The organism is Cupriavidus sp. YAF13, from assembly GCF_052113425.1.
Classification (GTDB): Bacteria; Pseudomonadota; Gammaproteobacteria; order Burkholderiales; family Burkholderiaceae; genus Cupriavidus.
The window spans coordinates 1-26,164 of the sequence record NZ_JBFRDD010000070.1 but is presented as its reverse complement, the minus strand read 5'-3'; the positions used below and the strand labels follow the sequence as shown (position 1 = coordinate 26,164).

Here is a 26,164-nt window from a genome sequence, read left to right as displayed (position 1 = left end):
TGGACAAGGGCAGGCTTGCGCCTGCCCTTTTTCGTTTTCAGGCCGCCGGCACATGGATGCTGGCCTTGATGTGCTTCAGGTTGGCCACGATGGTAAACGTCATCACGATCAGCAGGGACCAGGAACTCCACTTGCCCACATGCACCGCCGACCACGCGCCGAGCTGGTTGGGGTAGTGCCATACCGCGAAGAACGTGCTGATGTTCTCCGCGATCCAGACGAACAGCCCGATCAGCACGAAGGCCAGCAACAGCGGCATCTCGCGCTCGCGGTCCAGCGGGCGGAAGCGCACGGTGGTGCGCGCGTACAGCCCGGCGATGCCACAAGCCAGGTACCAGCGGTAGTCGCCGATGAAGTGATGGGTGAAGAAGTTCGCGTAGACCAGCGCCGCCATCAGGCCAGCCATCCAGTACGGCGGGTGATGGCGCACATTCACGTCCAGCATGCGCCAGGCCTGGACGATGTAGCTGCCCACCGCCGCGTACATGAAACCCGAGAACAGCGGCACGCCCCGCACCTTGGTGTAGGCGAAGTCAGGATAGCTCCATGACTGGATGCCGCCCGAGACCTTGAACACCTCCAGCGCGAAGCCCACGACGTGGAACAGGCTGATGGCCTTGAGCTCGTCCAGCGTTTCCAGGCGCGCCCACACCATCGCCGCCTGAATGCCGAGCGCGGCTCCCAGCAGGAGATCGTAGCGCGGGATGCCAAGCAAGCCGCCGCGCGGGACAGCGAACACGCAGAGGAAGAACAGCCCCGCGAACAGGCAGGAGCGCGCCTCCTTGACGCCGAACGCCAGGAACTCGCACAGCCCGCGCCGCGCGCCGGTCAGCGCAAGGCCGGGGCGTGGCGCGGTCAGGATGCGGTCGAGCCGGTTATGCGCGGGGCCATGGCCGCAGTGCGGCCCAGGGCGCAAGCCGAGCGAATCGCGCCTGCGTGTAGCGGTGGTTGACATGCTGGCGTCAGTCCGCACAGGCGCGCACCGGCACGCGGCGATCGACAGGCCTGATGCGATCGCACCAGCGGCGCAGCGCAGCACCGAACGCGGCGAACGCCAGCAGCGGCAGTCCGATCCATGCGCACTCCAGCCAGAAGCGCGCAGCGCCAAACAGGCCCGCGCCGGCCAGCGGCAGCGGCCGCCATGGCAAGGTCACGCGCTGCGCCGTCAGCGGGTAGAAGAGCGCCGTGCCGATGCCGCGGTCGGTCAGCAGGTCCAGCAAGGGATGCGACACCGTGCTCAGCGCGATGAACAGGAACGCGATGCCGCGCTGCCAGCCGCAGCGCCGCGCCGCCAGCGCGGCCAGCAGGCCCAACGCCACCGCGAAGCCGATCGAGTGGGTCAGGCCGCGATGGCCCAGCAAGGTGTTGTAGCGCACCCCGGCGTACCAGACGTTGAGCATGTCGACATCGGGCACGATGCTCGCCGCGACGCCAGCCAGCAGCAGGCCGGCCGGCACCCGCCGCCGTCCCAGCACGGCCGCCAGCGCGAGTGGCGGGGCGCAATGAAGGTAGGTTGGCATGGCGTTGCGCCTTCGTTCAGGCTGATGCCGAGGCGGCAGCGTCTTCATCGCCGGCCGGGGCGGCAGGCTTGTCGCGCAGCGGCTGCCATGCGGCGCCCGCGGCGTACCAGTCGATGCGCCGGGTCATGACCATGATGGCGGCCAGGATGACGAACATCAGCAGCGAGCCCAGCATCAGCGCATTGTCTTCCGACAGCAGCAGGCCATAGAGCGCGCCGTACAGCACCGTCAGCAGCGTGGCAAAGGCCAGCCCGCGCCGCCAGCTCTGCAGCACGAACGACAGGTAGAAGCCCAGCAGCCCGATGCAGGCACCGCTGGCCGCCAGGTAGGCCAGCGCGAACGAGATATGCTCGGACAGGCTCAGCAGCAACAGGAAGAACACCGCGAGCGCCAGGCCGACCAGCAGGTACTGGATCGGGTGGATGCGCAGGCGCTTGACGAGCTCGAACATGAAGAAGCCGGCGAAGGTCAGCAGCACGAACATGGCGCCGTACTTCACGGCGCGCTCCGCCTGCAGGTAGATGTTGACCGGATCGATCAGGGTCACTGACACCGTTTCCAACGTGCCGTCGCCCGAGCCAGCGAGCTGGCCGCGAGCCTTGGTGTTGTACGAGGTCACGCTCCAGTTGCTGCGAAAGCCTTGCGCGGTCACGCTGCGGGTGCGGGGCAGGAAGTCACCGTCGAAACTCGGATGTGGCCAGGCGGAATCGAGCGAGATATCGTTCTGGTCGCCCACCGGGGTGAAGGCCAGCGACTGCGCGCCCAGCAGCGGCAAGGTCAGCGAGAACGGCACCACGCGCTGTGCCTGTGCGGACCTGCCATCCAGGCCGGGTTTGGCGGCCTTGGCGGGCGGCAGCTCGATCTCGGCGTGCAGGCCTTGGGACAGGCTCTTGAGCAGTGCGCCTTGCTCCAGCTTCAGCGGCTTGCCGTCCAGCTCGAACGCAGGCGCCGCCATCAGGCCGCGCGTGTCGCTGATGCCGATCGTGATGTACGGCTGGCCCACCTCAAAGCCGACGTGGCCAACCGAGCGCGGCAGCTCGGCCGGATCGGGCAGCGCGATGGTGCCCTGCCAGCGGCTTTGCATCTCGTACACCAGCACCTTGTGAATGCCGCGGTAGCGCTCGCTCGGCGTGACCTCGCCCTTGACACGCAGCGTGGTGGGGAAGACCAGCAGCTGCCCGGCCTCCGCCTGCAGCACGGTGGCATTCGGCCGCTTGGGGTCGCTGCTGTCCGTCACGCGCAGGATCTCCTTGTACGGCAGCACCAGCACCGGGCCGGTCAGGGTTTGCGGGCCAGCGTAGCTCTGCCAGACGCTGCGCACCGCTTCCTCGCGATAGTGCTTGCGGTCCTGCACGGCGTTGCCCACGAGGTGCAGCGGGATCAGGATCAGCAGGATCAGGAACGCCGTGATGGTGGATTTGAAAATCAGGATTCGGTTCATGGCGGCAGGCGCGCGGGAGTGACGATGCCACTAGCTTAGGCTTGCCATGTGAGCCGCCGCGGAAGCCTGCGTGAAGCGATCCGCGCGATTGTGTGGTGAGTGTGAAGCCGCTAGGCCGCGGGCAGTGTCAGCGTCGCGCACGCGCCGCCCTCGGCGCGGTTGGCCAGCGTGATATCACCGCGATGCAGCGTGGCGATCTCGCGTACGAAGCACAGGCCCAGCCCGGTGCTCTTGTCTTGTCCGCCGGGGCGCGGCAGCGAATAGAAACGCTCGAACAGGCGCGGCAGCGCATAGTCGGGAACGCCGGGGCCGTGATCGGTGACGCGCACGGCGATCATGTGGGCGGGCTCACTGCCGTGCGCCACGGACACGTCGACCGTGCTGGCCGCTGGCGCAAAGTCGATGGCATTCTCCAGCAGGTTGCCCAGCGCCTGGTGCAGCAGGAACGGATCGCCCCTCACCACCGCTGCGGGCTGGCCCGGCGGCAGCAAGCGCAGCGTCAGGTCGCGCTGGCGGGCGCGCGGCTCCAGCTCATGCAGCAACTGCTCGATCAGCGGCTCCAGTGCAACCGGCGAGTGGGTCTCCAGGCTCTGGCGTTGCTCCAGCGCCGCGAGCGCCAGCAGCTTGCGGATCATTTGCTCAAGCCGCTGCGCCTGCCGCCGGATATTGGCGACGAAGCGGTCGCGGTCGGTGGCCGGCATGTCCTCCTGCAGCAGCTCGGCGGCGCCGCTGATGGCCGCCAGCGGGCTCTTCATCTCGTGCGTCAGCGTGTGGATATAGTGCTCGACGTACTGTTTGTCCTCCAGCCGCAGGCGCATGCTCTCCACCGAGCGCCCCAGCTCGGCCAGCTCGCTGGCGCCGCGCAGTGGCATCTCGGCGCGCTCGCCCGACGCCACCGCACGCGCGTAGCGCTGCAGGCGGCGCAGGCCGTGCACCAGCCACAGCGTGCAGGCCAGGCCGATTACGAACGCACCGCCCATCAGCAACAGGCCGTTGAGCAGGATCTTGCGCTGGCTGCGCTCGATGAACGGCGCCATGGTCACATTGGGCTTGGCCACGGTCAGCACGCCGATGGTCTTGTTGCCATCGCGGATGGGTGCTGCCACGTGCATCACCGTGCTGGCGTCGTCGTCGGGGTTGGCGCGGGTGCTGCGCGCGCCGTACTCGCCGCGCAGCGTGCGGTAGACGTCGTTCCAGCGCGAGTAATCCGCGCCCACGGCTGCCTCGCCGGAATCGAAGCGCACGATGCCGCGCTCGTCCGTGATGTAGATACGGTAGCCCACCGCATCCTTGTGCATGCCCCACACATTGGCGTCGACCTTGTCCTCGCGCAGCCGCGCCAGGCGGCGCGCGAAGGCGCCGTTGGCAATGCGGCCGTTCTTCATGTCGTCGGCGGCCAGCACCGCCAGCACGTGGGCGGTGTCGACCAGCGTGTCTTCCATGGCCTGCCGCACGCCGGGCTTGACCTCCTGCACGAACACCCGCAGCGTGAGGAAAGCCGCCAGCCCGACGATCAGGAAGAAGCCGAGGAAGATGCGAAGCCCGATATGCATGCGTGGCCGTTGGTGGGTTGTGAATCAGGTGGAAGCGGGGCTCAGCTTTCGAGCGAATACCCCATGCCGCGATGGGTGCGGATCGAATCGCACTCGGGATCGAGCGCGCGCAGCTTGGCGCGCACCGTCTTGATATGCGTGTCGACGGTGCGGTCGATGGTGTCGACCGCGTCGTGCCAGACCAGGTCCATCAGCTGCGCGCGCGAATAGATGCGCCCGGGGTGCTGCAGCAGCAAGGCCAGGAGCCGGTACTCGTAGCGGGTCAGGTCGAGCCACTGGCCACGCCAGGCCAGGCGCGCGCCGTCGGCATCGAGCGTGAAGCCTTCCGGCGGCGCCGGGGCTGGCACCGGCTCCTGCGGTGCTGCGCGCTTGCCGGCACGCCGCAGGATCACGCGCACCCGCGCCGCCAGCTCGCGCGGCGAGAAGGGCTTCACCACATAGTCGTCGGCGCCGATCTCCAGGCCGACGATGCGGTCGATTTCCTCGTTGCGCGCGGTGAGGAAGATCACCGGCACATCGGAGAAGGTGCGCAGCGTGCGGCAGACTTCGAAGCCATTGATATCGGGCAGGCCCACGTCCAGGATCACCAGGTCCGGCGCCTGCGCGCGCAGGCGCGCCAGCGCGGCGCTGCCGAGCGCGCAATGCTCGACCGTCATGCCCTCGGTGGATAGCGCATAGAGGATGGTGTCCGCGATCGCGGATTCGTCTTCGATGACCAGGATGCTGGGTGGTTTCGTCAAGGCTGGATTGGTGTTTGGTTAGCGACTGGCGGCGCGCCGCCGCCGGCGCGTTTGTTTGCTCTATAATAAGCGGGTCGCGCCGATTTGAAGACTGGCTTGCGGGCGCGCGGCGGCATGGTAACCCCTGGACGATTGGTTTTGGGGGTTCCGGCAGCCAATATAAATGCGGCTAAAGAGGTGGGTCGGTTCCCTGCCACGCAAGGCACCGGCACGCGGGACGCGAGACCCGTGCAAAACCCGATTTGGCTGCGCCGTCGTTGATGCTGTGCTTGATGTCAGGTTTGATGTCATCCGCAGGCAACGTCCACGCAAGGCCGGTCGGGTTTTTTTTACGCCTGTTCGCCAACGGGCTTATTCCATGACAGACGTAGCTCCGCCTCCTGCCGCGCTTGCCCTGCCGACCGACTCGGTCGGCATCGTCGCGCCGCAGTGCATGCATTTCACCGAGCCGTTGAAGCTGCGCAACGGCACCGCGCTCGCCGACTACGACCTCATGGTCGAGACCTACGGCACGCTCAACGCCGCCCGCTCCAACGCCGTGCTGGTGTGCCACGCGCTTAACGCCTCGCACCACGTGGCCGGCGTGTACGAGCACGACCTGCGCGATGTCGGCTGGTGGGACAACATGGTCGGCCCGGGCAAGCCGCTCGACACCGACCGCTTCTTCGTCATCGGCGTCAACAACCTCGGCTCCTGCTTCGGTTCGACGGGCCCGATGAGTGCCAACCCCGCCACCGGCCAGCCCTACGGCGCCACCTTCCCGGTGGTCACCGTGGAAGACTGGGTCAATGCCCAGGCGCGCGTGGCGGACCGGTTCGGCATCACCCAGTTCGCGGCGGTGATGGGCGGAAGCCTGGGCGGCATGCAGGCGCTGGCCTGGAGCCTGATGTACCCGGATCGGCTGCGCCACTGCATCGTGGTGGCCTCCACGCCCAAGCTGTCGGCGCAGAACATCGCCTTCAACGAGGTTGCGCGCAGCGCCATCCTGTCGGACCCCGATTTCCACGGCGGCAACTACTACGCGCACGGTGTCAAGCCCAAGCGCGGCCTGCGCGTGGCGCGCATGATCGGGCATATCACCTACCTGTCCGACGAGGACATGGCGGAGAAATTCGGCCGCGAGCTCAAGACCGATGACATCCGTTTCTCCTTCGATGTCGAGTTCCAGGTGGAGAGCTACCTGCGCTACCAGGGCGACAAGTTCGCCGAGTACTTCGATGCCAACACCTACCTGCTGATCACGCGCGCGCTCGACTACTTCGATCCGGCGCTGGCCTTCGGCGGCGATCTCACGCGCGCGGTGTCGCGCACGCAGGCCAGCTTCCTGGTGGCCAGCTTCACCACCGACTGGCGTTTCGCGCCCAATCGCAGCCGCGAGCTGGTCAAGGCCCTGCTCGACAACAAGCGCCCGGTCAGCTATGCGGAGATCGATGCGCCGCACGGGCACGATGCCTTCCTGCTGGACGACCCGCGCTATCACAACCTGATGCGCGCCTACTACGAACGCATCGCCGAGGAGATAGGCGCATGAATGCCGCGGCCAACCCCAATATCCTGGCGCTGCGCCCAGACTTCCGTGCCATCGCGCGCTGGATCGAGCCCAATTCCACCGTGCTCGACCTGGGCTGCGGCGACGGCAGCCTGCTGCGCGTGCTGCAGGACGAGCTCGACGTACAGGCTTACGGCATCGAGATCCAGGACGAAGGCGTGCTGGCATGCGCGCAGAAGGGCGTGCACGTGATCCAGCAGAACCTGGAAGGCGGCCTGGCGCTGTTCGAGGACAAGAGCTTCGATACGGTGATCCTGTCGCAGACGCTGCAGACCATCCACAACACCGCGCAGGTCCTGCGCGAGACGCTGCGGGTGGGGCGCGAATGCATCGTGTCCTTCCCCAACTTCGGCTACTGGCCGCACCGGCTGTCGGTGTTTCGCGGGCGCATGCCTGTGTCGGAGGCGCTGCCGTACCAGTGGTACAACACGCCGAACGTGCGGGTGCTGACCATCAGCGACTTTGAATCGCTGGCGTCCAAGGTCGGCCTGCGCATCCTCGACCGCGTGGTGATGCACGAGGGTGTAACGGTCAACTGGGGCTCGAACTGGCGCGGCAGCCTGGCGGTGTACCGGGTCTGCGCCACCTGAGCCGGCGAGGGCGGGGGCGCTGCGCCTTAGCCGCCCGCCGCGCTAGTCGCCGCTCTCCAGCGCGGCCTGTGCCACCAGGTAGTCGATAAAGGCGCGCACCTTTGGGGCCAGGTGGCGGGTTGGCGTGTAGACCGCGAAAGCCGTGCCCACGTAGGGTTCGAGGATTTCCCAGTCGTCCAGCACCGGCACCAGGCTGCCTGACGCCAGCGCCGTGGCGGCCGAGAAGTCCGGCACCAGCCCGATGCCCCCGCCGGCCTGCGCCATGGCGACAATGGCCGCGCTGTTGTTGAGCGTGACCTTCGGCGGGATGCGCAGCGCCACGGTCTGCCCGTCGCGCTTGCGCCGCAGGCTCCAGCGCTCGCCGAAAGCGCCATAGCCCAGGTAGAGGCAGCGATGCCCGGCCAACGCCGCCGGTTCGGCTGGCGTGCCATGCCGCGCCAGCCAGCCGGGTGCCGCCACCAGCCGGTAACGCACCGCGCGGATTGGCCGCGCCGCCAGCCCCGGCGCCAGTTCGCGCGCAATGCGGATGGCCACGTCCACGCCTTCTTCCACCAGGTCCACCAGGCGGTCCGCCAGCGTGAGCTGCAGGTCCAGCGCGGGAAAGCGGTCCAGCAGGGCCGGCAGCCGCGGCGCCAGCCAGGCCTGCCCGAACACCACCGGCGCGCTGACCCGCAGCAGGCCGTGCGGCGCGCCGCCGTGGTCGCTGGCGAGCGTGCTGACTTCCTGCGCCGCGGCCACCATCCGGGCGCAGGCGGCGTGCACTGCCTGTCCGAGCTCAGTCAGGGTGAAGGCGCGCGTGGTCCGTTGCAGCAGGCTCCCGCCAATGGCCGCTTCCAGCCGCGTCACATGGCGGCTGACGGCGGAGGGGGTCATGCCAAGCTCGCGGGCGGCGGCGGAGAAACTGCCGCATTCCACCACCCGGGCGAATACGGCCATGGCGTTGAGTTGCGCGACCGGCATGGGCTGGCTCTCGCATTTGTGATCAGAGATCAAATAGTAATTGCTTATTGGGTGGATTGTTGACCTGACTGCACGATGGAACAATGACGTCCAAGCGTACGAAGCTCCGTAGGAGACATCCATGAATATCGATCGATCTGGCGCCGCCGTGGCCTCCCCGGCCGCCACCCCGGCCTCGCCGCAGGCCACGGAACCCGCCCGGCGGGGCGGCGCCTGGCGCATGGTGGCCGCCATGGCCCTGTCGGGCACCATCGGCTGGTTCGTGGTGACCAGCGGGCAGTCGCCGCTGGACGTGGTGTTTTTCCGCTGCATCTTCGGCGGCGCCGCGCTGCTGGGCACGCTCGCCCTGCGGCGCGGCTGGCAGCCCATGCGCGCCCGCGACTGGGGCTGGCTGGCGCTGGGCGGCGTTACGCTGATCCTCAACTGGCTGGCCTTGTTCTCCGCCTATTCGTACAGCGGCATCTCGGTGTCCACGGTTGTCTATCACACCCAGCCCTTCTTCCTGCTGCTGCTGGCGGCGCTGTTCCAGCGTGAGGCCATCGCGCCCGGGCGGCTTGCCTGGCTGGTGCTGGCCTTCGGCGGCGTGGTGCTGATTACCGGGCTGGAGCACGGCGGCGCCACCGGCGGCATGCTGGCCGGGGTCGGGCTGGCGATGCTGGCGGCGCTGCTGTACGCCATCACCACCATGGCCACGCGCCGCCTCAGGGGGATTCCGGCAGGGCAGATCGCGGGCCTGCAGATGGCGATGGGGGTGGTCATGCTGTTCCCCCTCGCGCATCCGGCGGTCGAGACGTTCGGCGGGCGGACCTGGGGGGCATTGCTGGCGCTAGGCCTCGTGCATACCGGCGTGATGTACACGCTGCTGTATGGCGCCTTCCAGCGCCTCAACGTGCTGTCGATCGCCACGCTCTCGTTTGTCTATCCGCTGGTGGCCATCGTGATTGACGTGCTGGTGTTCGGGGTGGTGCTCACGCCGCTGCAGCTCGCTGGCATGGCGCTGATCCTGCTGGCGGTGATCGGCAACCAGCTCGGCTGGAATCCGCTGCGGCGGGCGCGGGCGGGAGGCTGACCCGGCGGCGGATTGGAGGGGGCGCCCGGTTGACGCGGTGCCAGCGCCGGTCCGCCGTTTGCAGTATTATCGAACGATCGTACTTTTTTGGTCCACAACATGTCCGCCACGCCAGCCAGCCAGACCGTCCATTCCTTCGACCACGCAATCGCGCTGGAGCCGGCGGGAGGCAACCTTTTCCACGGCCGCACCACGCCGGCCTACTGGAACATGATCGGCCCCTTCGGCGGCATCACGGCGGCCACCTTGCTGCAAGCCGTGCTGCAGCATCCCGAGCGGCTGGGCGATCCGTCAGCGCTGACCGTCAACTTTGCCGGCCCGATCGTCGAAGGGCCGTTCGTGATCGAAGCGCGTCCGGTGCGCACCAACCGCAACACCCAGCACTGGACCATCGAGCTGCGCCAGGGCGATGAAGTGGCGACCACGGCCACCGCCTTCTTCGCCGTGCGCCGCGAGACCTGGAATTGCGGCGAGGCCGCGTTCCCGCAGGTGCCGCCGGCCAGCGATGTCGCCCCGATGGCCGGTTTCGCACCGGTGCGCTGGCTGGACGCGTATGAGTTGCGGCCGGTGCGCGGCGCCAAGCCGAATGTCGAGGCCGGCACCGAGAACCCGGACAGCGTGACCCAGTTCTGGCTGCGCGATGCGCCCGCGCGCACGCCGGACTTCGCCGCGATGGCGGCATGGTGCGACACCTTCTACCCGCGCATCTTCCTCAAGCGCGCCGGTTTCGTGCCGGCCGGCACGGTATCGCTGACCACGTATTTCCATGCCGATGCCCCGACCCTGGCCGCGCTGGGCAACAGCCACGTGCTGGGCAGCGCCCAGGCGCAGGTGTTCCGCCAGGGCTTCTTCGACCAGAGCGCGCAGATCTGGAGCCCGCAGGGAGAACTGCTCGCGACCTCGCACCAGATCGTCTACTACAAGCAGTAAGCGAGTCAGCGTTCGCGCTGCCGGGTGTGGGGGGCTAGGCCGCGGCGCGGGCCCTGGCTTCGTAGCGATGCACGGTGTTGCGCATCGCCCATAGCAGCACCACGCCGGGCACCGCCGCCACCACGGTGCTCAGGTAAAACGCCGGCCAGCCAAAAGCCTCCACCAGGTAGCCCGAGCTGGGGCCAACATAGACGCGCCCGACCGAGGCCAGCGCCGAGAGCAGCGCGTACTGGGTGGCCGAGAACGAGCGGTTGCACAGCGTCATCAGCAGCGCCACGAAGGCCGCCGTGCCCATGCCGCCACAGAGGTTCTCCACTGCGATGGTGGCGCCCATGGTCCACAGGTGCGGCGGCGTCACCGCCAGGATCCAGTAGCCGAGGTTGGACACCCCCTGCAAGATGCCGAACAGCATCAGCGAGCGGTACAGGCCCAGGCGCACCATCAGCGTGCCGCCGAACAGCGCGCCCACAATGGTGGCGGCCAGCCCTAGCGTCTTGTTGACCAGGCCGACTTCACCGGCCGAAAAGCCCACGCCGCGGATCAGGAAGGTGGTGGACAGGCTGCCGGCAAACGCATCGCCCAGCTTGTAGAGCACGATCAGCAGCAGCAGCCACCAGGCGCCCGGGCGCGAGAAGAAGTCGCGCAGCGGGCCCAGGATGGCTTCCTCCATGGAGCGCGGCGTGCGCGCTGGCGATTCCGCCTCGGGCGCCCACAGCAGGCTGACGATGCCGATGCCCATCAACCCCGCCATCAGCAGGTACATCTGCTGCCAGCCCATCACGCGGTCGGCCAGCCACAGTGCCAGCCCGCCCGATACCAGCATCGCCAGCCGGTAGCCCAGCACCTTGACCGCCGCTCCCACGCCACGCTCCGGCGCGCGCAGCACGTCTGTGCTGTAGGCGTCGAACACGATGTCCTGCGAGGCGGACAAGAAGGCCACCAGCGTGGCCAGCGCCGCCAGTGTCCACAGCGCCTCGTGCGGCGGGCAGAAGGCCATGCCCGCGATGCCCAGCACCAGGCCGATCTGGGTCACCAGCAGCCAGCCGAGGCGCCGGCCAAGCAGCGGCGGCGTATAGCGGTCCATCAGCGGGGCCCACAGGAACTTGAAGATGTAGGCCTGGCCCACCAGCGAGAAGAAGCCGATGGTCTTGATATCCAGCCCTTCCACCGTCATCCAGGCCTGCAACGTGCCGGAGGTGAGTGCCAGCGGCAGCCCGGACGCGAAGCCCAGCGTGAGCATGGCGCCGATGCGGCGATTGCGGAAAATGTCGAGATAGGCTTGAAAGGTCATGAATCAGGATGGCAAGCGGGGCGATCGGGGCAATCGGGGCAATCAGGCTGGGCAAGGCGCCGTGTATTATTGCATTACCGTCAGCGCCGCCCCGATGCGCGGGGTGCGCCGGGCCCGGGCCCGGACCCGGACCTGGCTCGCATCCTGGCCGCATCAACTCTTGCTCACCCTGCTTGCCGAAAACCGCATCCAAGGAATCGTCCATGTCCGATCGCCAGCGTTGTCAGTACCGCCACCAGCGGGCCGGGATTGCGTTGCCACGTCGACTGGCCGCGCTGGCGCTGGCGGCCAGCGCCGCGCTGAGCATGAACGCGGTCCAGGCCCAGGGCCAGGCCCAGCCGCAGGACGCTGAAGATGGCATCCGCGTGCAACGCGGCGGCGCGTCCATCCGCCAGATCGTGCCGGTCGAGGTCATCGAGCAGCAGGCCTCGCAGGAGTATGAGCAACTCAAGGAGGAGGCGCAGGCCAAGAAGACCCTGGCCGGCGACAACAACCCGCAACTGGTGCGCCTGCGCGCCATCGCCAAGCGCATCCTGCCGCAGACCCCGCGCTGGAACGAGCGCGCGAAGCAATGGAAGTGGGAAGTCAACCTGATCAACTCCAAGCAGGTCAATGCGTTCTGCATGCCCGGCGGCAAGATCGCTTTCTACTCCGGCCTGCTCGATCAGCTCAAGCTGACCGATGACGAAGTTGCCATGGTGATGGGGCACGAAATCGCCCACGCGCTGCAGGAGCATGCGCGCGAGCGGGCGGCCAAGTCCGAGATCACCAACCTGGGCGCCAACGTGATCTCGCAGTTGTTCGGCTTCGGCAATCTCGGCAATATGGCCCTGGGCACCGGAGCGCAGCTGCTCACGCTGCGGTTCTCGCGCTCGGACGAGACCGAGGCCGACCTGGTCGGCATGGACATCGCCGCGCGTGCTGGCTACGACCCGCGCGCCGCCGTGTCGCTGTGGCAAAAGATGGGGGCGGTCTCGCAATCGTCGGCGCAGTCGGGCTCGGAGTTCCTCTCCACCCATCCGTCGGGCCGCACCCGCATCGCTGAGCTGGAGAAGCACCTGCCCGAGGTGTTGCCGCTTTACGCGCGCGCGATCGATTCCAGCGTCGGCCAGTTGCCGTCCTATCGGGCCAATATGGCCAACCTGAGCGGCGCGCCGGTCGACAGCGGCGACGACGACCGGCAAAAGCCACTAAAAAAGTAAAGACGCCCGAGAGGCGCTCTTTATGGCGGATCCTGTACGATAAAACCATCGAACCGGGGCAATGAGGAGAAGACCATGAAGCGTTGTGTGCGATTCAGCCTGATGGCCGGCGCGTTGCTGGCAGGCGGCGGCGCGCAGGCGGCCGACCAGCTGCTGAGCATGCCGATCGACAAGGCGCTGGCGACACCGGGGGCCAAGGAGCGCGTGGACCCGTCGATCAGGCTGCTGTTCGGTTTCAACAAGCTGCCGGGCGCGCAGGACGGCCAGTCTTTCAAGACGGTCAAGCGCATGCGCCGGCCTATCGACAACAGCCGTTCCACCGGTGGCCCGCCGCCGCCGGGCGACGAGGAACTGTGTGCCACCATCTTCATCCAGGCGGTGCAGGAACTGCAGCAGCGCGCGACCAAGGAAGGCGGCAACGCCGTGGTCGATATCCGCAGCAACTGGAAGGACGACGAGACCGCCAGCGACAGCACCTACGTCTGCGCCAAGGGCAGCGCCTACCTCGGCGTCGCGCTCAAGGGCATCGTGGTCAAGGCCGGGATCTGACCGAAGGGATTTCCCGGGGGCGAAAAAAAGCCGGCGAAACCATCGCCGGCTTTTTTTCATGCGCGCGGCTGGTGCCGCGGCATTAGCGCTTGAGCGGATCAGGCGCTCAGGCCAGTCGCCTCGTCCGCGCCGACATGCACGTTCATGCATTGCACCGCAGCGCCGGCAGCGCCCTTGCCCAGGTTGTCCAGGCGCGCCATCAGCACGATGCGCTCGGCCGAGCCGAACACGAACAGGTCCACGCGGTTGGTGTCGTTGCTGGCCTGCACGTCGAAGAAGCCGCCGTCCAGGTTGGCCTCGTCGCCCACCGGCATCACGCGCACGAACTGCTCGCCTTCGTAGTGCTTGCGGTACAGATCGGCGATCTGTTCCGGCGTGACCTTGCGCGCCAGGCGATCCGGGTACACCGGCACCGTCACGGCCAGGCCCTTGAGGAAGTTGCCGACGATCGGGTTGAAGATCGGCGCCTGCGCCAGGCCGGCCTGCACGCGCATCTCGGGCAGGTGCTTGTGCGCGAGGCCAAGCGAGTAGGGGCGCGGGCTGTCCAGCTTCGGGTTACCGCCGGCTTCGAACTCGGCAATCATCTGCTTGCCGCCGCCGCTATAGCCGGTCAGCGAGAACGCGGAGACCGGGTAGTCGGCCTGCATCACGCCGGCTTCCACCAGCGGGCGCACCGCCATCAGGAAGGCGCTGGCGTGGCAGCCCGGCACCGCGATGCGCTTGCTGGTGCGGATCTTCTCGCGCTGGCCGCGCGTGAGTTCCGGCAAGCCGTAGGCCCAGCTGTCCGTGGTGCGGAACGCCGTGCTGGCGTCGATCACGCAGGTATTGGGGTTGGTCACCAGCGCCACGGCCTCGCGGGAGGCAACGTCGGGCAGGCACAGGAAAGCGACGTCGGCAGCATTCAGAAAGCGTGCTCGTTCGGCCGGGTCCTTGCGCTTGTCATCGGCGATACGCAGCAGCTCCACATCGGAACGGCCGGAGAGATAGTCGAGCAACCGGAGACCGGTGGTGCCTTCCTGACCATCTACGAACACTTTGAAAACCATGGCGGACTCACTCGGAAATACGAAAGGTCCCATGCCGGAATCGGATGGGAAGCAGCATTGTAACTACGTTGGGGGGAACTGGTGCAGGACAAGCGCGATGTGCCCCGACGTGCCCCGACGTATCCGATATGGACAAGGGCGAAACGGGCATCGTTCCCGCGGTCTCGGCGCTGCTGGAAGTGCTGGAAGAGGTGCGCACGGCGTAGCCGGTGCGCCCTCGGCCGTACCGGCTACAGCGGGAAGTCGTAGTCGATCGACAGTGGCGCGTGATCGCTGAACTTCTCGTCCTTGTAGATCGACGTGGCTCGCGCGGTCTCGGCGATCTTCGTCGTGGCCAGATGGTAATCGATGCGCCACCCGACGTTCTTCGCATAGGCCTGGCCGCGGTTGCTCCACCAGGTGTACTGCTCGGGGCGCGGGTCCAGCTTGCGGAACACGTCCACATAGCCGTGCACGTCGAACAGCTCGCCGATCCAGCCGCGCTCCTCCGGCAGGAAGCCTGAGTTCTTCAGGTTACCCTTCCAGTTCTTGATGTCGATTTCCTTGTGGGCGATGTTGACGTCGCCGCACAGCACGATCTCGCGCCCGCTGGCCTTGAGCTGCAGCAGGTGGGGCAGGAAGGCTTCCATGAAGCGGAACTTCGCCTGCTGGCGCTCTTCCCCGCTGGAGCCGGAGGGCACATAGACCGAGATCACGGCAAGGTGCGGATACTGCACCTCGACATAACGGCCTTCGTTATCGAACTCGTCGACGCCGAAACCGGTGATCACCCGCTCCGGCTTGTGGCGCGTGTAAAGGCCGACACCGCTATAGCCTTTTTTCTCCGCATAATGGAAGTAGCCGTGGTAGCCGTGTGGCGCCAGGAACGCTTCCGTCATGTCGGCAGCCTGCGCCTTGAGCTCCTGGACGCAGACCATGTCGGCGTCCTGCTTGCCCATCCATTCGAAAAAGCCTTTCTTGGCCGCGGAGCGGATGCCGTTGAGGTTGGCGCTGATAATCCGTAACATCTCGGGAAATTTTGAAATCAGAGAGAAAAGATGACGCAGCAGACGACGCCGCAGCCCGGCGCTGGCGACCTGAGCCAGACCTTCATCCGCTTCGCGCTCGACGCTGGCGTACTGTCCTTCGGCGAATTCGTGACCAAAGCGGGCCGCAAGTCGCCGTACTTCTTCAATGCAGGCCTGTTCAACCAGGGTGCGATGCTGGGCCAGGTGGCGCAATTCTATGCGAAAACCCTGCTGGCATCCGGATTGGAGTTCGACGTGCTGTTCGGGCCGGCCTACAAAGGCATCACGCTGGCGTCCGCCACCGCGGTGGCGCTGGCCGGGCTTGGACGTGACGTCGGCTTCGCCTACAACCGCAAGGAAGCCAAGGACCACGGCGAGGGCGGCACGCTGGTGGGCGCCAAGCTGCAGGGCAAGGTCGTGATCATCGACGACGTGATCTCGGCCGGCACCTCGGTGCGCGAGTCGATGGCGATGATCCGCGCGGCTGGCGCGGAGCCGGCCGCAGTGCTGATCGCGCTCGACCGCATGGAAAAAAGTGGCACCGCCGACCAGGTCGGGACGCATTCTGCAGTGCAGGATGTGCAGCGCGAATATGGCGTGCCGGTGATCTCCATCGCCAGCCTGAAGGACCTGCTTGCTTACCTGGACGCATCGCAGGATCCCGCGCTGGGCGGCTCGCGCGAGGCAGTGGCTGCCTATCGGCAGCGCTACGGCGTATAGTCTGGAATCTGTTGCCTGCCGCTTGCAACGCTTTGTCGCAATGCAGCAGATAACAGGGAACCGCGCAGGAAAATCGCCGGTCTGACTGATCTCGCTGGCCGGCCCCCGGATACCCGGGGCCGCCAGCGATTCGCCTTGCCGCCCGGCAAGGCGGCGCAGCATCTCTTCAGGAGGTTGGCTGGCGATGGACATCAAGACGATCCGCGAGCAGGCATTCGCCATGCCGCTCACCAATCCGGCCTATCCGATGGGGCCGTACCGCTTCATCCATCGCGAATTCTTCATCATCTCCTACCGTACGGATCCCGAGCTGTTGCGCGCGGTGGTGCCGGAACCCCTCGAGATCGCCGACGCGGTGGTCAACTACGAATTCATCCGCATGCCAGACTCCACCGGGTTTGGCGATTACACCGAATCGGGCCAGGTGATTCCCGTCACCTACCAGGGCAAGCCCGGCAACTACACCCACGCGATGTACCTCGACGACCATCCGCCACTGGCGGGCGGGCGCGAGCTATGGGGCTTTCCGAAGAAGCTGGCCAGCCCCACGCTGGCGGTTCACACCGATACGCTGGTCGGCACGCTCGACTATGGCCCGGTGCGCGTCGCCACCGGCACGATGGGCTACAAGCACCGCGAGCTCGACAAGGACGCGCTGGGCCTGGCGCTGGCGAGCACGCCCAACTACCTGCTCAAGATCATTCCGCACGTGGACGGCTCCGCTCGCATCTGCGAGCTGGTCTGCTACTTCCTGAAAGACGTGCAGATGAAAGGCGCCTGGACCGGGCCGGCGGCGCTGTCGCTGTCGCCCCATGCGCTCGCGCCGGTGGCTGGCCTTCCGGTGCTGGAAGTCCTCGGCGCCAAGCATTACGTTGCCGACCTCACCCTGGGGCTGGGCGAGGTGGTGTTCGACTACCTGGCCTGAGCGGCCACGCATCCAACGATTTTCAACGGTTTCCATCGGTTTCCATCGGTCCCGGCCCATCCGGCCGGCCCGGCTAACCTGAATCATCCAGACAGGAGAAACGTCCATGAAGCTCCAAGGAAAATCCGCCATCGTGACCGGCGCTGCCAGCGGCATCGGCCGCGCCATTGCTGAGCTGCTGGCCAAGGAAGGCGCTGCGGTCGCCATCGCCGACCTGAATCTCGAGGCTGCGCAGAAGGCCGCCGCCGATATCGAAGCTGCCGGCGGGCGCGCCATCGCCGTGGCGATGGACGTGACCAACGAGGACGCGGTCAACAGCGCTACCGAGGAGGTGGCCAAGGCGTTTGGCGGCATCGACATCCTGATCTCCAACGCCGGCATCCAGATCGTCAACCCGATCCAGAACTACGCCTTCTCCGACTGGAAGAAGATGCAGGCCATCCACGTCGATGGCGCCTTTCTCACCACCAAGGCCGCGCTCCAGCATATGTACAAGGACAAGCGCGGCGGCACCGTGATCTACATGGGCTCGGTGCATTCGCACGAGGCCTCGCCACTGAAGTCCGCATACGTTGCCGCCAAGCATGCGCTGCTTGGCCTGGCGCGCGTGCTGGCCAAGGAAGGGGCGGAGTACAACGTGCGCTCGCACGTGATCTGTCCGGGTTTCGTGCGCACGCCGCTGGTCGACAAGCAGATTCCGGAACAAGCCAAGGAGCTTGGCATCAGCGAAGAAGAGGTGATTCGCCGCGTCATGCTCGGCGGCACCGTGGACGGCGTCTTCACCACCGTGGACGACGTGGCGCAGACCGCGCTGTTCCTGTGCGCCTTCCCGTCGGCGGCGCTGACCGGGCAGTCCTTTATCGTCAGCCACGGCTGGTACATGCAGTAAGCGGCAAAAAAGCGGCCGGGTGGCGGTACCGCCGCCCGGCCGGCATGGCCGCATGCAAGGTCGGAAAGCAACGTCATCAAGGAGGGGTCGTGGCAGGTGGACGTCGGCAGAAGCTGGATAAAGTGGCACAGGAAAATACAGCGGCACAGAAAAAGGGCACGCCGAAGCAGGCTGTAAAAAGCGCCGCGGCGGCCGTGGTCGCGAACCCGGCGGCGCCCACGCTCAAACGCGAGGCGCTAAAGCCCGAAGCGCTACGAGAGCCGGAGCCCAACCTCCTGCCTCCCGGCGGCTGCGCGCCGCCGGACCTCGCGCCCGAGGGCGCCGGCCGCAGGCGGCCGGTTCACCATGAATACACGGTCAGGGCGTTGGTACTGCAGGGCGGTGGCGCGCTCGGCTCGTATCAGGCGGGCGTGTACCAGGGGCTGGCCGAGGCGGGCATCCAGCCTAACTGGGTGGCCGGGATTTCAATCGGCGCGCTGAACGCAGCGGTGATCGCGGGCAATGCGCCCGAGCGCAGGGTCGAGCAGTTGCGTGCCTTCTGGGACTACATCTGCCAGCAGCCCTGGCTGCCCAGCCTGCTGCCCTACGAGGTGGCAGCACAGGGCGCCGCGCACTGGCCTGATCCGCTGCGCATCTGGTTCGATGGCATCGAGGCCGCGCGTGCCATCTTCGAGGGCCAGCGGGGCTTCTTCCAGCCGCGTCCGTGGTCCAGCCTGGTGGAGCGCCAGTGCGGGCCCGCCAATGCCAGCTATTACGATACAAGCCCGCTCAAGGCCACGCTGGAGCGCTTTGCCGATTTTGACCGCATCAACTCGCACCATAACGAGATGCGCGTGTCGGTGGGCGCGGTGAATGTGCGGACCGGCAATTTCGCCTATTTCGACAACACCCGGCGCAAACTGCATGCCGAGCATTTCATGGCCTCCGGCGCATTGCCGCCCGGCTTTCCCGCGGTGGAGATCGATGGCGAGTTCTATTGGGATGGCGGCCTGGTGTCCAACACGCCGCTGTCTGAAGTGCTGACGGCCCAGCCCCGGCGCGACGCGCTGATCTTCCAGGTGGACTTGTGGAGCGCGCGGGGCAAGCTGCCGCACAACCTGCTGGACGTGGCCGAGCGGCAGAAAGACATCCAGTACTCCAGCCGCACGCGCACCATCACGGATTACATGAGCGAGCAGCAGAACTACCGGCGCATGCTGAGCGAAGTGATGGCGCTGGTGCCGCAGGGGCAGCGTAACAACGACTGGTACCGCAAGGCGGCGGAGTACGCATGCGATGCGCGCCGCAACGTGATCCAGCTGATCTACCGCGACAAGACGTTTGAAGGCAACGCCAAGGATTATCAGTTTGGCTTGCTGACGATGAACGAGCACTGGACCAGCGGGCTGGACGACATCCGGGAAACGCTGAAACATCCGGAGTGGCTGGCCATGCCGACGCACGAGAAGCCGTTTGTCACGCACGACATCCATCGCGGCAACGGGCATGCCTGACTCAACGCGAAGGGGCTGGCCTGGTCCCTTCGCGTCGCCCTGGTGCCTCAGACCACCTTCAGCTTCGCCAATGCCGGTTTTCCCGGCGGATACGCCGGCTTCAATTTCTCGAACACCGCCATCAGGATCTCCGCCACCATCAGGTTCCGGTGCGACTTCGAATTCGCGGGCACGATATACCACGGCGCTTCCGGCGTGCTGGTCGCGGCAACGGCGGCCTCATAGGCCGTCTCGTAGTTTTTCCAGTACTGCCGCTCTTCCAGATCCTTCGGGTCGAACTTCCAATGCTTCTGCGGATCCGCCAGCCGCGCTTCCAGCCGGGCCTTCTGCTCGTCCTTGGAAATATGCAGGAAGCACTTGACGATGGTGGTGCCGGTTTCCAGCAGCATCGTCTCGAATGCCCGTAGCTGCTTGTAGCGGCGCTCGCATTCGGCTTCGTCGATCCACTCGTGCACGCGCGTGATCAGCACGTCTTCGTAGTGGCTGCGGTTGAAGACCACGATCTCGCCGGCGCGCGGTACCTGGGCATGGATGCGCCACAGGTAGTCGTGCGCGAGTTCTTCGGCGGTGGGGGATTTGAAGCTGACGACGCGGATGCCGAGCGGGTCGAAGCTGCGAAAGACGCCGCGCACGGTGCCATCCTTGCCGCTGGTGTCCATGCCTTGCAGCACGATCAGCAGCTTGCGCTGGTGCTCGGCATAGAAGATGTCCTGCTGCGCGTCGAGCTGGGTGCTCAGTTCGATGAGGCGGGCCTGGTCGGCGGCCTTGTCGCCGCTGGAGAACGGCTTGGCCTCGGGGTTGAAGTCGGCCAGGCTGAAGTTCTTGCCCGAGGTGATGCGGAAATCGGCGAGCGACATTGGCACTCCATAGAGGGCGCGGCCGTGGCTGGCCGCAAGCCCCTATGGTCAGGCAGGCAGCCGGTCCAGGTCAATGCTGCCTTCGAACACCGTGGTCGCAGGGCCGGTCATGCGTACCGGCTCGCCTTCGCCGTCCCAGGCAATCGTCAGGTCGCCGCCATGGGTGTGCACCAGCACCGGCGAGTCCAGCAGGCCGCGGCGAATGCCGGCGACGACCGCCGCGCATGCGCCCGTGCCGCAGGCCAGGGTTTCGCCGGCCCCGCGCTCGAACACGCGCAGGCGGATCGTGTGGCGCTCCACCACCTGCATGAAGCCGGCGTTGACGCGGTTGGGGAAGCTCGCGTGGTGCTCGATGATGGGGCCGTCCTGCAGCACCGGGAACGCCTCGGTGTTGTCCACCACCTGCACCGCGTGGGGGTTGCCCATCGAGACTGCCGAAACCCACCCGGTGCGGCCGTTTACTTCCAGTCCGTACAGCGTATCGCGGCCTTCGGCCTTGGTCGGCAGGCCTTCGGGACGGAACGGCACGCGGGCGGGTTCTAGTTCCGGCGCACCCATGTCGACCGTGACCTGGCCGTCGTCCTGCAGCGTCAAGGTGATCACGCCGTTCATCACCTGCACGCGCACCGAGCGCTTGTCAGTCAGGCCGTGGTCGGTGACGAAGCGCACGAAGCAGCGCGCGCCATTGCCGCAGTGCTCCACCTCGCCGCCGTCGGCGTTGAAGATGCGGTAGCGAAAGTCGACGTCGTCCCGGGTGGGTTTCTCGACCACCAGGATCTGGTCGGCGCCCACGCCGAAATGCCGGCTGGCGAGCGCGCGCCACTGGGCCGGGCTCAGGTTCAGGGTCTGGTGGATGCCGTCAAGCACGACGAAGTCGTTGCCGGCGCCGTGCATCTTGGTGAACTGGAGTTTCATAGTGCGATTGTAGTCGGGCCGTCCGGCGCTTGCTGGCGGCGTGTCGAGGGTGGCGCGGGCTGCATGTTTGCCTGGCGATGCCGCCGCCGCGCCCACGTGGTCAGTAGTTTTCGCGCTCGCCGTCGGGGCGGTGCTTGAAGCGCTTGTGCACCCAGTAATACTCAGTCACGCGGGGGCGGATGCAGTCTTCGAAGAAGGCATTCATGCGCCGGGTGTCTTCGGTCACGCTGTCGCCGGGGTAGTTTTCCCAAGCCGGCAGGATACGCAGCACGTAGCCCCGGTAGTCGGGCAGCATTTCGGTATAGATCGGCACAACCTTGGCCCCCGTCAGCCGCGCCAGGCGTGAAACCGAGGTCAGGGTCAGGGCCTCCACGCCAAAGAACGGGATGTACTCCGAGTCGCGCTCGCCGAAGTCCATGTCGGCGATCAGCTGCAGGGCCTCGCCCTTGCGCAGGCAGCGGATGATGTCGCGCGCGCTGTCGTTGCGGGCGATCATCTTGGCGCCGAAGCGGCCGCGCGCGTGCTTGAGGAACCCGTCGAACAGGTCGTTCTTCTGCTTGGTGTAGAGCGACGCGCCGGAGCGTTTGACGTGCTCGCGCAGGTGGATGGTGAGGCGGATCGCGCCAGCTTCGACGCCGGAGAGATGCAGCGTGACGAGGATGTGGGGCGTGCCGTCCAGCGCCACCAGGTTGGCCTGGTCGTCGATCTGGACCCAGCGGCGCATCTGCGCCTCGCTGCCGGTCCAGAAGATGCCGCGCTCGGCAAAGCTGCGAAAGACGGTGCGGAAGGTCTGCCGCGAGAGCGTTTCGATCTCGGCGTCGGTCCGCTCGGGAAAGCACAGGCGCAGGTTGGTCTGCACCACGCGGCGCCGGCTGCTGGGAATGAGATAGAGCAGGCTGCCCAGGCCTTCGCCGAAGCGTGCCACGAGCGGATAGGGAAGCTTGCCCAGCACGGTCAGGAGGCCGATGCCAAGCCAGGTCAAAATACGGCTCATCGTTGGTCGTTGGAGAGAGAGTCGGGTGCCGGTGCCGGCACGTCCAGGGGGTTGCGCGAGGCATTGGCGGCGGGCGCGCGAGGTGGCTCCGCGGGCGGCAGCTCAGCGCCGCCCGGACGCTTGTAGCGGTTGTAGCCCCACAGGTACTGCGTCGGGCATGCCTTCACCAGCTTCTCGACGGCCGCGTTGATCACCGCGACGGCTTCGGCCTGGTCATCGGGCAGCGGGTCTTTGATGATCTGCATATGGCCGAGGTAGCCGGCGCCACGCGGCAGGCGCTCTGCAAAAATCACCGCGATAGGCGCGCCCGTGAGTTGCTGCAGGCGCTGCACCAGCGTCATGGTGTAGGCCGGCTTGCCGAAGAACGGCGCCCAGGCGCCTTCGCCGCCGGTTGGGACCTGATCGGGCAGGATGCCGATGGCCTCGCCCCGCTTGAGTGCCTTGACCAGCATGCGCACGCCGCGCGGCTGCGCTGGTGCCATGGCCAGGTTAGGGCGCGTGCGCATCTTGACGATCCAGTCGCGCAGCCAGGCCTGGTGCGGCGGCTTGTACAAGGCCGTGACCGGATGCCGCAGGGCAAATGCCTGTGGAAGCACTTCGAAGCAGCCAAGGTGCGGCACCAGGATGATCAGCCCGCGGCCCTGTGCCATCAGCTTGTCGAGTTCCGGCCAGAGCCGGTCGGCAAAGCCGTACATGCGCGCCTCGGGATTGCGCCGGCTCCAGAAATAGGGCATTTCCAGGATCATGCGGCCCGTCGAGCGGGCCGCCTGCGCCACCATCGCGTCGCTGGCGTCGGGGTAGGCATGGCGAAGGTTTTCCCTTAGCCGCGTGCCATAACGTCCTGGCAGGCGTGCCGCCAGCAATCCGAGCGCACCGCCAATGGCGTGCAGCCAAGAGAGCGGCAAGCGGGAAATCAGCCAGAACAGGAAGGTCATCGAATTGCGATAGCGGCCCGGCGGGCCGGGTAGGTCATTAATGTTTTGCCGGGCGCTGCCGTTAGTGGGCAATCAAAATGAATCTGGTGTTGTTACGGGCCCACCGTACGGCTTGCATTGCCTGCGGGCTCGCGCCAGGCCGGAGCCGCGTCGCCGATTGGGTGGCGCGGCCTGGCCGCGACAGCAATCCGGTATTTGGCAGGTGTGCCAGATAACCGGGGTGCTGCAGCGTAGCTTGCAGGCGCGTATAATAGCGCGTATCGCCGAGTTAACTGACAACTTGCGGGGCGATACCGTTCTACCGGAACGGCATGAAAATACCGCTAAAGCGTCGCCGCCCGGGCTTAGAGGTTGGCGCGCAATAGCCAAACCTGGAGAAAAGTTCGTGGCAAACGACTTCTTGTTCACTTCGGAATCCGTCTCCGAAGGCCATCCCGATAAGGTCGCCGACCAAATTTCCGACGCTGTCCTCGATGCCATCCTGGCCCAGGACAAGTACGCGCGCGTGGCCGCTGAAACGCTGTGCAACACCGGCCTGGTTGTCCTGGCCGGGGAAATCACCACGACTGCCAACGTCGACTACATCCAAGTTGCGCGCGACACCATCAAGCGCATCGGCTACGACAACACCGAATACGGCATCGACTACAAGGGCTGTGCAGTGCTGGTCGCTTACGACAAGCAATCGCCCGACATCGCCCAGGGCGTGGACCGCGCCTCCGACGACTACCTGAACCAGGGCGCCGGCGACCAAGGCCTGATGTTTGGCTACGCCTGCGATGAAACGCCGGAGCTGATGCCTTTCCCGATCTACTATTCGCACCGCCTGGTCGAGCGCCAGTCGCAACTGCGCCGCGATGGCCGCCTGCCCTGGCTGCGTCCGGACGCCAAGTCGCAGGTGACCGTGCGTTACGTTGACGGCCGCCCGCACAGCGTGGATACCGTGGTGCTGTCGACCCAGCATTCGCCGGATATCACCCAGGCGCAGATCCGCGAAGCCGTGATCGAGGAAATCATCAAGCCGGTGCTGCCGGCCGAGATGCTCAAGGACACCAAGTACCTGGTGAACCCGACCGGCCGCTTCGTCATCGGCGGCCCGCAAGGCGATTGCGGCCTGACCGGCCGCAAGATCATCGTCGATACCTATGGCGGCGCTTCGCCCCACGGTGGCGGTGCATTCTCTGGCAAGGATCCGTCCAAGGTCGACCGCTCGGCAGCCTATGCTGCCCGCTACGTCGCCAAGAACGTGGTTGCCGCCGGCCTGGCGCGCCAGTGCCAGGTGCAGGTCAGCTACGCCATCGGCGTGGCACGCCCGATCAATGTGACGGTGTACACCGAAGGCACGGGCAAGATCTCCGACGAGGCGATCGCCGCGCTGGTGCAAGACCACTTCGACCTGCGCCCGAAGGGCATCGTGCAGATGCTTGACCTGCTGCGCCCGATCTACGAGAAGACCGCTGCCTACGGCCACTTTGGCCGCGAAGAGCCGGAATTCTCGTGGGAAGCAACCGACAAGGTCGCGCTGCTGCGCGCGGCTGCCGGCCTGTAAGGCTGCCGCGAACCTCGCATCGGAGAAGCACCGCCCAACACCGCCTTCGGGCGGTGTTTTTTTTCGCGCTCGCGGTGGCATTCCTGGCTTGCCACGGCCTTGTCCTGGATCAAGCGGGGCAAGGCAGGGCGTGGCGCGCCATGGCCGCGAGGGTAGAATCGCGGGATGGCAAGGCGGCCCGGCGAGTGGCGCTTTGTTCGCCTGCCGCGGTGCGCGCATGCGCGCCCAAGACCGCCGGAGCCCGCATACCGAGGATGCCCAATGTCACTTGATTCGACCCTTACCCCTTCCACGCCCACCCCCGCCACTGCGCCCGGGGCGGCCGCGCCCGCGTTCAACCTGATCCGGCCCCAGCCCTATACCGAGTGGGCTCCGCAGCTCGATGCCGGCACCAAGGCAGGGTTGCGCCGCGAACTGGAGCAGGGCGCCGTGCTGTTCTTCCCCCAGCTGCGCTTCCAGTTCGAGCCTGGCGAGGCGCGTTTCCTGGACAGCCGCTGGTCGGACGGCAAGTCAAAGAACATCAACCTGCGCGCCAACGACCAGGCCGTGCGCGGTGCGACGGGCGGCGAGCAGGACCTGAAAGACCTGTACGTGCTGATTCGCCGCTATGCCGAGTACAGCGAGAAGCTGGTGCTCAGCCTGTTCCCTGAATATGGCCCGCATATGGTGCGCGCCGGCACCTCCCTGCGCCCGAGCGAGATCGCCGGGCGGCCGGTGAGCTGGCGCAAGGACGACACGCGGCTGCATGTGGATTCCTTCCCGTCCAACCCGATGCTGGGCCAGCGGCTGCTGCGCGTGTTCCACAACATTGACCCGCAGGCGCCGCGCGTGTGGCGGGTGGGCGAGCCGTTTGGCGATTTCGCCAAGCGTTTCGTGCCGAAGACCAAGGGCATGTGGCCGGGGCAGGCGCGGGTGATGGAGATGCTGCACATCACCAAGCGCCGGCGCTCGGAGTACGACCATCGGATGCTGCAGCTGCACGATCTCGCGAAAGCCGACCTGGAGTATCAGGCCAATGTGCCGCAGCAGGAATTTCAGTTCCCGCCCGGGTCGACCTGGATCGTATTCAGCGACCAGGTGCTGCATGCGGCTATGCGGGGCCGCGCCATGATGGAGCAGACTTACTACCTGTCGCCAAAAGCGATCTCGGACCATACGCATTCGCCCGAGGCCGTGCTGGCGAGGATGCTGGGGCGGCCAATGGTGGTGGGCTGATTGGTGGGCTGAGGTTTGGTTTGAGCTACGGGGCGGGTGGTAGTTACGCCGTCGCGCTGTACCAGACCAAGGGCTCCGCTTCCAGTGGCTCCTAGCTGATATGACTCCCCCGTGTCAATCGAGATTGGTTTGATTCAGTTTCACAGTTGCATGTTGTTCCCCAATTTCCTGGAGGGCGACGTAGCAGTAAGTCTCGACGGTGGATCACGCTGATATCCGCGGGTT

General features: G+C 66.5%; 25 protein-coding genes. 12 read left to right on the top strand and 13 right to left on the bottom strand.

Features of this window, described 5'->3' with window-relative positions; all coding sequences use genetic code 11:
- Nucleotides 1-37 precede the first annotated feature (37 nt).
- The 5 genes from AB4061_RS35755 to creB form a co-directional block, all read right to left on the bottom strand.
- Nucleotides 38-859 carry a DUF817 domain-containing protein gene (locus AB4061_RS35755; RefSeq protein WP_441640894.1) on the bottom strand — a complete coding sequence of 274 codons (822 nt, stop codon included), beginning with the start codon at nt 857-859 and terminating at the stop codon, nt 38-40.
- 103 nt (nt 860-962) lie between these two features.
- Nucleotides 963-1,520 carry a metal-dependent hydrolase gene (locus AB4061_RS35750; protein WP_441640861.1) on the bottom strand — a complete coding sequence of 186 codons (558 nt, stop codon included), beginning with the start codon at nt 1,518-1,520 and terminating at the stop codon, nt 963-965.
- 16 nt (nt 1,521-1,536) lie between these two features.
- Complete coding sequence (gene creD, locus AB4061_RS35745) at nt 1,537-2,961, bottom strand: cell envelope integrity protein CreD (protein WP_441640860.1); 1,425 nt, start codon at nt 2,959-2,961, stop codon at nt 1,537-1,539.
- Nucleotides 2,962-3,071: 110 nt separating this feature from the next.
- The gene (gene creC, locus AB4061_RS35740; protein WP_441640859.1) at nt 3,072-4,514 is read right to left on the bottom strand and encodes a two-component system sensor histidine kinase CreC; all 1,443 of its coding nucleotides are present in this window, start codon (nt 4,512-4,514) and stop codon (nt 3,072-3,074) included.
- A 41-nt stretch (nt 4,515-4,555) separates the two neighbouring features.
- Nucleotides 4,556-5,254 carry a two-component system response regulator CreB gene (creB, locus tag AB4061_RS35735; protein WP_441640858.1) on the bottom strand — a complete coding sequence of 233 codons (699 nt, stop codon included), beginning with the start codon at nt 5,252-5,254 and terminating at the stop codon, nt 4,556-4,558.
- A gap of 358 nt (nt 5,255-5,612) precedes the next feature.
- On the opposite strand from creB, the gene metX reads away from it, so the two are divergent.
- Nucleotides 5,613-6,785 (top strand): homoserine O-succinyltransferase MetX, encoded by a 1,173-nt coding sequence (metX, locus tag AB4061_RS35730; protein WP_441640857.1) that lies wholly within the window; start codon nt 5,613-5,615, stop codon nt 6,783-6,785.
- Nucleotides 6,782-7,393 carry a methionine biosynthesis protein MetW gene (gene metW, locus AB4061_RS35725; protein WP_416050247.1) on the top strand — a complete coding sequence of 204 codons (612 nt, stop codon included), beginning with the start codon at nt 6,782-6,784 and terminating at the stop codon, nt 7,391-7,393. Before metX ends, metW begins: the two co-directional genes overlap by 4 nt.
- Nucleotides 7,394-7,435: 42 nt before the next feature.
- Here the strand turns inward: metW and AB4061_RS35720 are convergent, their stop codons facing one another.
- Nucleotides 7,436-8,353, bottom strand: coding sequence for a LysR family transcriptional regulator (locus AB4061_RS35720; RefSeq protein ID WP_441640856.1), 918 nt, complete (start codon nt 8,351-8,353; stop codon nt 7,436-7,438).
- Between the two features lie 121 nt (nt 8,354-8,474).
- On the opposite strand from AB4061_RS35720, the gene AB4061_RS35715 reads away from it, so the two are divergent.
- Together AB4061_RS35715 and AB4061_RS35710 are read left to right on the top strand one after the other, a co-directional pair.
- The gene (locus AB4061_RS35715) at nt 8,475-9,422 is read left to right on the top strand and encodes a DMT family transporter (RefSeq protein ID WP_441640855.1); all 948 of its coding nucleotides are present in this window, start codon (nt 8,475-8,477) and stop codon (nt 9,420-9,422) included.
- 99 nt (nt 9,423-9,521) lie between these two features.
- Nucleotides 9,522-10,352 (top strand): acyl-CoA thioesterase, encoded by an 831-nt coding sequence (locus AB4061_RS35710; RefSeq protein WP_441640854.1) that lies wholly within the window; start codon nt 9,522-9,524, stop codon nt 10,350-10,352.
- Nucleotides 10,353-10,386: 34 nt separating this feature from the next.
- Here the strand turns inward: AB4061_RS35710 and AB4061_RS35705 are convergent, their stop codons facing one another.
- Nucleotides 10,387-11,643 carry a muropeptide transporter gene (locus tag AB4061_RS35705; RefSeq protein WP_441640853.1) on the bottom strand — a complete coding sequence of 419 codons (1,257 nt, stop codon included), beginning with the start codon at nt 11,641-11,643 and terminating at the stop codon, nt 10,387-10,389.
- Nucleotides 11,644-11,846: 203 nt separating this feature from the next.
- Here AB4061_RS35705 and AB4061_RS35700 point away from each other — a divergent pair, with 203 nt between their 5' ends.
- Nucleotides 11,847-12,845, top strand: a complete 999-nt coding sequence (locus AB4061_RS35700; protein ID WP_441640852.1) for a M48 family metallopeptidase — start codon at nt 11,847-11,849, stop codon at nt 12,843-12,845.
- 75 nt (nt 12,846-12,920) lie between these two features.
- Nucleotides 12,921-13,394 (top strand): excinuclease ATPase, encoded by a 474-nt coding sequence (locus AB4061_RS35695; RefSeq protein WP_441640851.1) that lies wholly within the window; start codon nt 12,921-12,923, stop codon nt 13,392-13,394.
- Nucleotides 13,395-13,492: 98 nt separating this feature from the next.
- Here AB4061_RS35695 and argC read toward each other — a convergent pair whose 3' ends face one another.
- Both argC and AB4061_RS35685 read right to left on the bottom strand, forming a co-directional pair.
- Nucleotides 13,493-14,440: an N-acetyl-gamma-glutamyl-phosphate reductase gene (gene argC, locus AB4061_RS35690; RefSeq protein WP_174426063.1), complete on the bottom strand. Its 948-nt coding sequence runs from the start codon at nt 14,438-14,440 to the stop codon at nt 13,493-13,495.
- Between the two features lie 230 nt (nt 14,441-14,670).
- Nucleotides 14,671-15,447: an exodeoxyribonuclease III gene (locus tag AB4061_RS35685; RefSeq protein WP_441640850.1), complete on the bottom strand. Its 777-nt coding sequence runs from the start codon at nt 15,445-15,447 to the stop codon at nt 14,671-14,673.
- 30 nt (nt 15,448-15,477) lie between these two features.
- Between AB4061_RS35685 and pyrE the strand changes: the two genes are divergently transcribed.
- From pyrE to AB4061_RS35665, 4 genes are all read left to right on the top strand, one after another.
- A complete protein-coding gene (gene pyrE / locus AB4061_RS35680; protein WP_006162743.1) occupies nt 15,478-16,167 on the top strand; it encodes an orotate phosphoribosyltransferase in 690 nt (229 codons plus the stop codon).
- Between the two features lie 184 nt (nt 16,168-16,351).
- The gene (locus tag AB4061_RS35675) at nt 16,352-17,092 is read left to right on the top strand and encodes an acetoacetate decarboxylase (RefSeq protein ID WP_441640849.1); all 741 of its coding nucleotides are present in this window, start codon (nt 16,352-16,354) and stop codon (nt 17,090-17,092) included.
- Between the two features lie 106 nt (nt 17,093-17,198).
- The gene (locus AB4061_RS35670) at nt 17,199-17,981 is read left to right on the top strand and encodes a 3-hydroxybutyrate dehydrogenase (RefSeq protein WP_441640848.1); all 783 of its coding nucleotides are present in this window, start codon (nt 17,199-17,201) and stop codon (nt 17,979-17,981) included.
- Nucleotides 17,982-18,256: 275 nt separating this feature from the next.
- On the top strand, nt 18,257-19,474 hold the full coding sequence (locus tag AB4061_RS35665; protein WP_441640893.1) for a DUF3734 domain-containing protein: 1,218 nt from the start codon (nt 18,257-18,259) through the stop codon (nt 19,472-19,474).
- A 47-nt stretch (nt 19,475-19,521) separates the two neighbouring features.
- Here the strand turns inward: AB4061_RS35665 and AB4061_RS35660 are convergent, their stop codons facing one another.
- The 4 genes from AB4061_RS35660 to AB4061_RS35645 all read right to left on the bottom strand — a co-directional run bounded on the left by AB4061_RS35660 (nt 19,522) and on the right by AB4061_RS35645 (nt 23,175).
- Complete coding sequence (locus AB4061_RS35660; protein WP_441640847.1) at nt 19,522-20,331, bottom strand: polyphosphate kinase 2 family protein; 810 nt, start codon at nt 20,329-20,331, stop codon at nt 19,522-19,524.
- Between the two features lie 48 nt (nt 20,332-20,379).
- Complete coding sequence (dapF, locus tag AB4061_RS35655) at nt 20,380-21,246, bottom strand: diaminopimelate epimerase (RefSeq protein WP_441640846.1); 867 nt, start codon at nt 21,244-21,246, stop codon at nt 20,380-20,382.
- 100 nt (nt 21,247-21,346) lie between these two features.
- The gene (locus tag AB4061_RS35650; protein WP_441640845.1) at nt 21,347-22,240 is read right to left on the bottom strand and encodes a lipid A biosynthesis lauroyl acyltransferase; all 894 of its coding nucleotides are present in this window, start codon (nt 22,238-22,240) and stop codon (nt 21,347-21,349) included.
- Nucleotides 22,237-23,175 carry a lysophospholipid acyltransferase family protein gene (locus AB4061_RS35645; RefSeq protein WP_441640844.1) on the bottom strand — a complete coding sequence of 313 codons (939 nt, stop codon included), beginning with the start codon at nt 23,173-23,175 and terminating at the stop codon, nt 22,237-22,239. Before AB4061_RS35645 ends, AB4061_RS35650 begins: the two co-directional genes overlap by 4 nt.
- A 385-nt stretch (nt 23,176-23,560) precedes the next feature.
- On the opposite strand from AB4061_RS35645, the gene metK reads away from it, so the two are divergent.
- Nucleotides 23,561-24,724, top strand: coding sequence for a methionine adenosyltransferase (gene metK, locus AB4061_RS35640; RefSeq protein WP_174426073.1), 1,164 nt, complete (start codon nt 23,561-23,563; stop codon nt 24,722-24,724).
- A 261-nt stretch (nt 24,725-24,985) separates the two neighbouring features.
- On the top strand, nt 24,986-25,939 hold the full coding sequence (locus AB4061_RS35635; RefSeq protein WP_441640843.1) for a Kdo hydroxylase family protein: 954 nt from the start codon (nt 24,986-24,988) through the stop codon (nt 25,937-25,939).
- The last annotated feature ends 225 nt before the right edge of the window (nt 25,940-26,164 follow it).

Bases quoted from the DNA above. Each gene is read 5' to 3' on its own strand.
- dapF (WP_441640846.1), bottom strand. From the start codon at position 21,246: ATGAAACTCCAGTTCACCAAGATGCACGGCGCCGGCAACGACTTCGTC.
- creC (WP_441640859.1), bottom strand. From the start codon at position 4,514: ATGCATATCGGGCTTCGCATCTTCCTCGGCTTCTTCCTGATCGTCGGG.
- AB4061_RS35695 (WP_441640851.1), top strand. From the start codon at position 12,921: ATGAAGCGTTGTGTGCGATTCAGCCTGATGGCCGGCGCGTTGCTGGCA.
- AB4061_RS35650 (WP_441640845.1), bottom strand. From the start codon at position 22,240: ATGAGCCGTATTTTGACCTGGCTTGGCATCGGCCTCCTGACCGTGCTG.
- metX (WP_441640857.1), top strand. From the start codon at position 5,613: ATGACAGACGTAGCTCCGCCTCCTGCCGCGCTTGCCCTGCCGACCGAC.
- metW (WP_416050247.1), top strand. From the start codon at position 6,782: ATGAATGCCGCGGCCAACCCCAATATCCTGGCGCTGCGCCCAGACTTC.
- AB4061_RS35705 (WP_441640853.1), bottom strand. From the start codon at position 11,643: ATGACCTTTCAAGCCTATCTCGACATTTTCCGCAATCGCCGCATCGGC.
- AB4061_RS35635 (WP_441640843.1), top strand. From the start codon at position 24,986: ATGTCACTTGATTCGACCCTTACCCCTTCCACGCCCACCCCCGCCACT.
- AB4061_RS35645 (WP_441640844.1), bottom strand. From the start codon at position 23,175: ATGACCTTCCTGTTCTGGCTGATTTCCCGCTTGCCGCTCTCTTGGCTG.
- AB4061_RS35675 (WP_441640849.1), top strand. From the start codon at position 16,352: ATGGACATCAAGACGATCCGCGAGCAGGCATTCGCCATGCCGCTCACC.
- AB4061_RS35715 (WP_441640855.1), top strand. From the start codon at position 8,475: ATGAATATCGATCGATCTGGCGCCGCCGTGGCCTCCCCGGCCGCCACC.
- AB4061_RS35720 (WP_441640856.1), bottom strand. From the start codon at position 8,353: ATGCCGGTCGCGCAACTCAACGCCATGGCCGTATTCGCCCGGGTGGTG.
- AB4061_RS35710 (WP_441640854.1), top strand. From the start codon at position 9,522: ATGTCCGCCACGCCAGCCAGCCAGACCGTCCATTCCTTCGACCACGCA.
- AB4061_RS35660 (WP_441640847.1), bottom strand. From the start codon at position 20,331: ATGTCGCTCGCCGATTTCCGCATCACCTCGGGCAAGAACTTCAGCCTG.
- creD (WP_441640860.1), bottom strand. From the start codon at position 2,961: ATGAACCGAATCCTGATTTTCAAATCCACCATCACGGCGTTCCTGATC.
- pyrE (WP_006162743.1), top strand. From the start codon at position 15,478: ATGACGCAGCAGACGACGCCGCAGCCCGGCGCTGGCGACCTGAGCCAG.
- AB4061_RS35750 (WP_441640861.1), bottom strand. From the start codon at position 1,520: ATGCCAACCTACCTTCATTGCGCCCCGCCACTCGCGCTGGCGGCCGTG.
- AB4061_RS35685 (WP_441640850.1), bottom strand. From the start codon at position 15,447: ATGTTACGGATTATCAGCGCCAACCTCAACGGCATCCGCTCCGCGGCC.
- AB4061_RS35700 (WP_441640852.1), top strand. From the start codon at position 11,847: ATGTCCGATCGCCAGCGTTGTCAGTACCGCCACCAGCGGGCCGGGATT.
- argC (WP_174426063.1), bottom strand. From the start codon at position 14,440: ATGGTTTTCAAAGTGTTCGTAGATGGTCAGGAAGGCACCACCGGTCTC.
- AB4061_RS35670 (WP_441640848.1), top strand. From the start codon at position 17,199: ATGAAGCTCCAAGGAAAATCCGCCATCGTGACCGGCGCTGCCAGCGGC.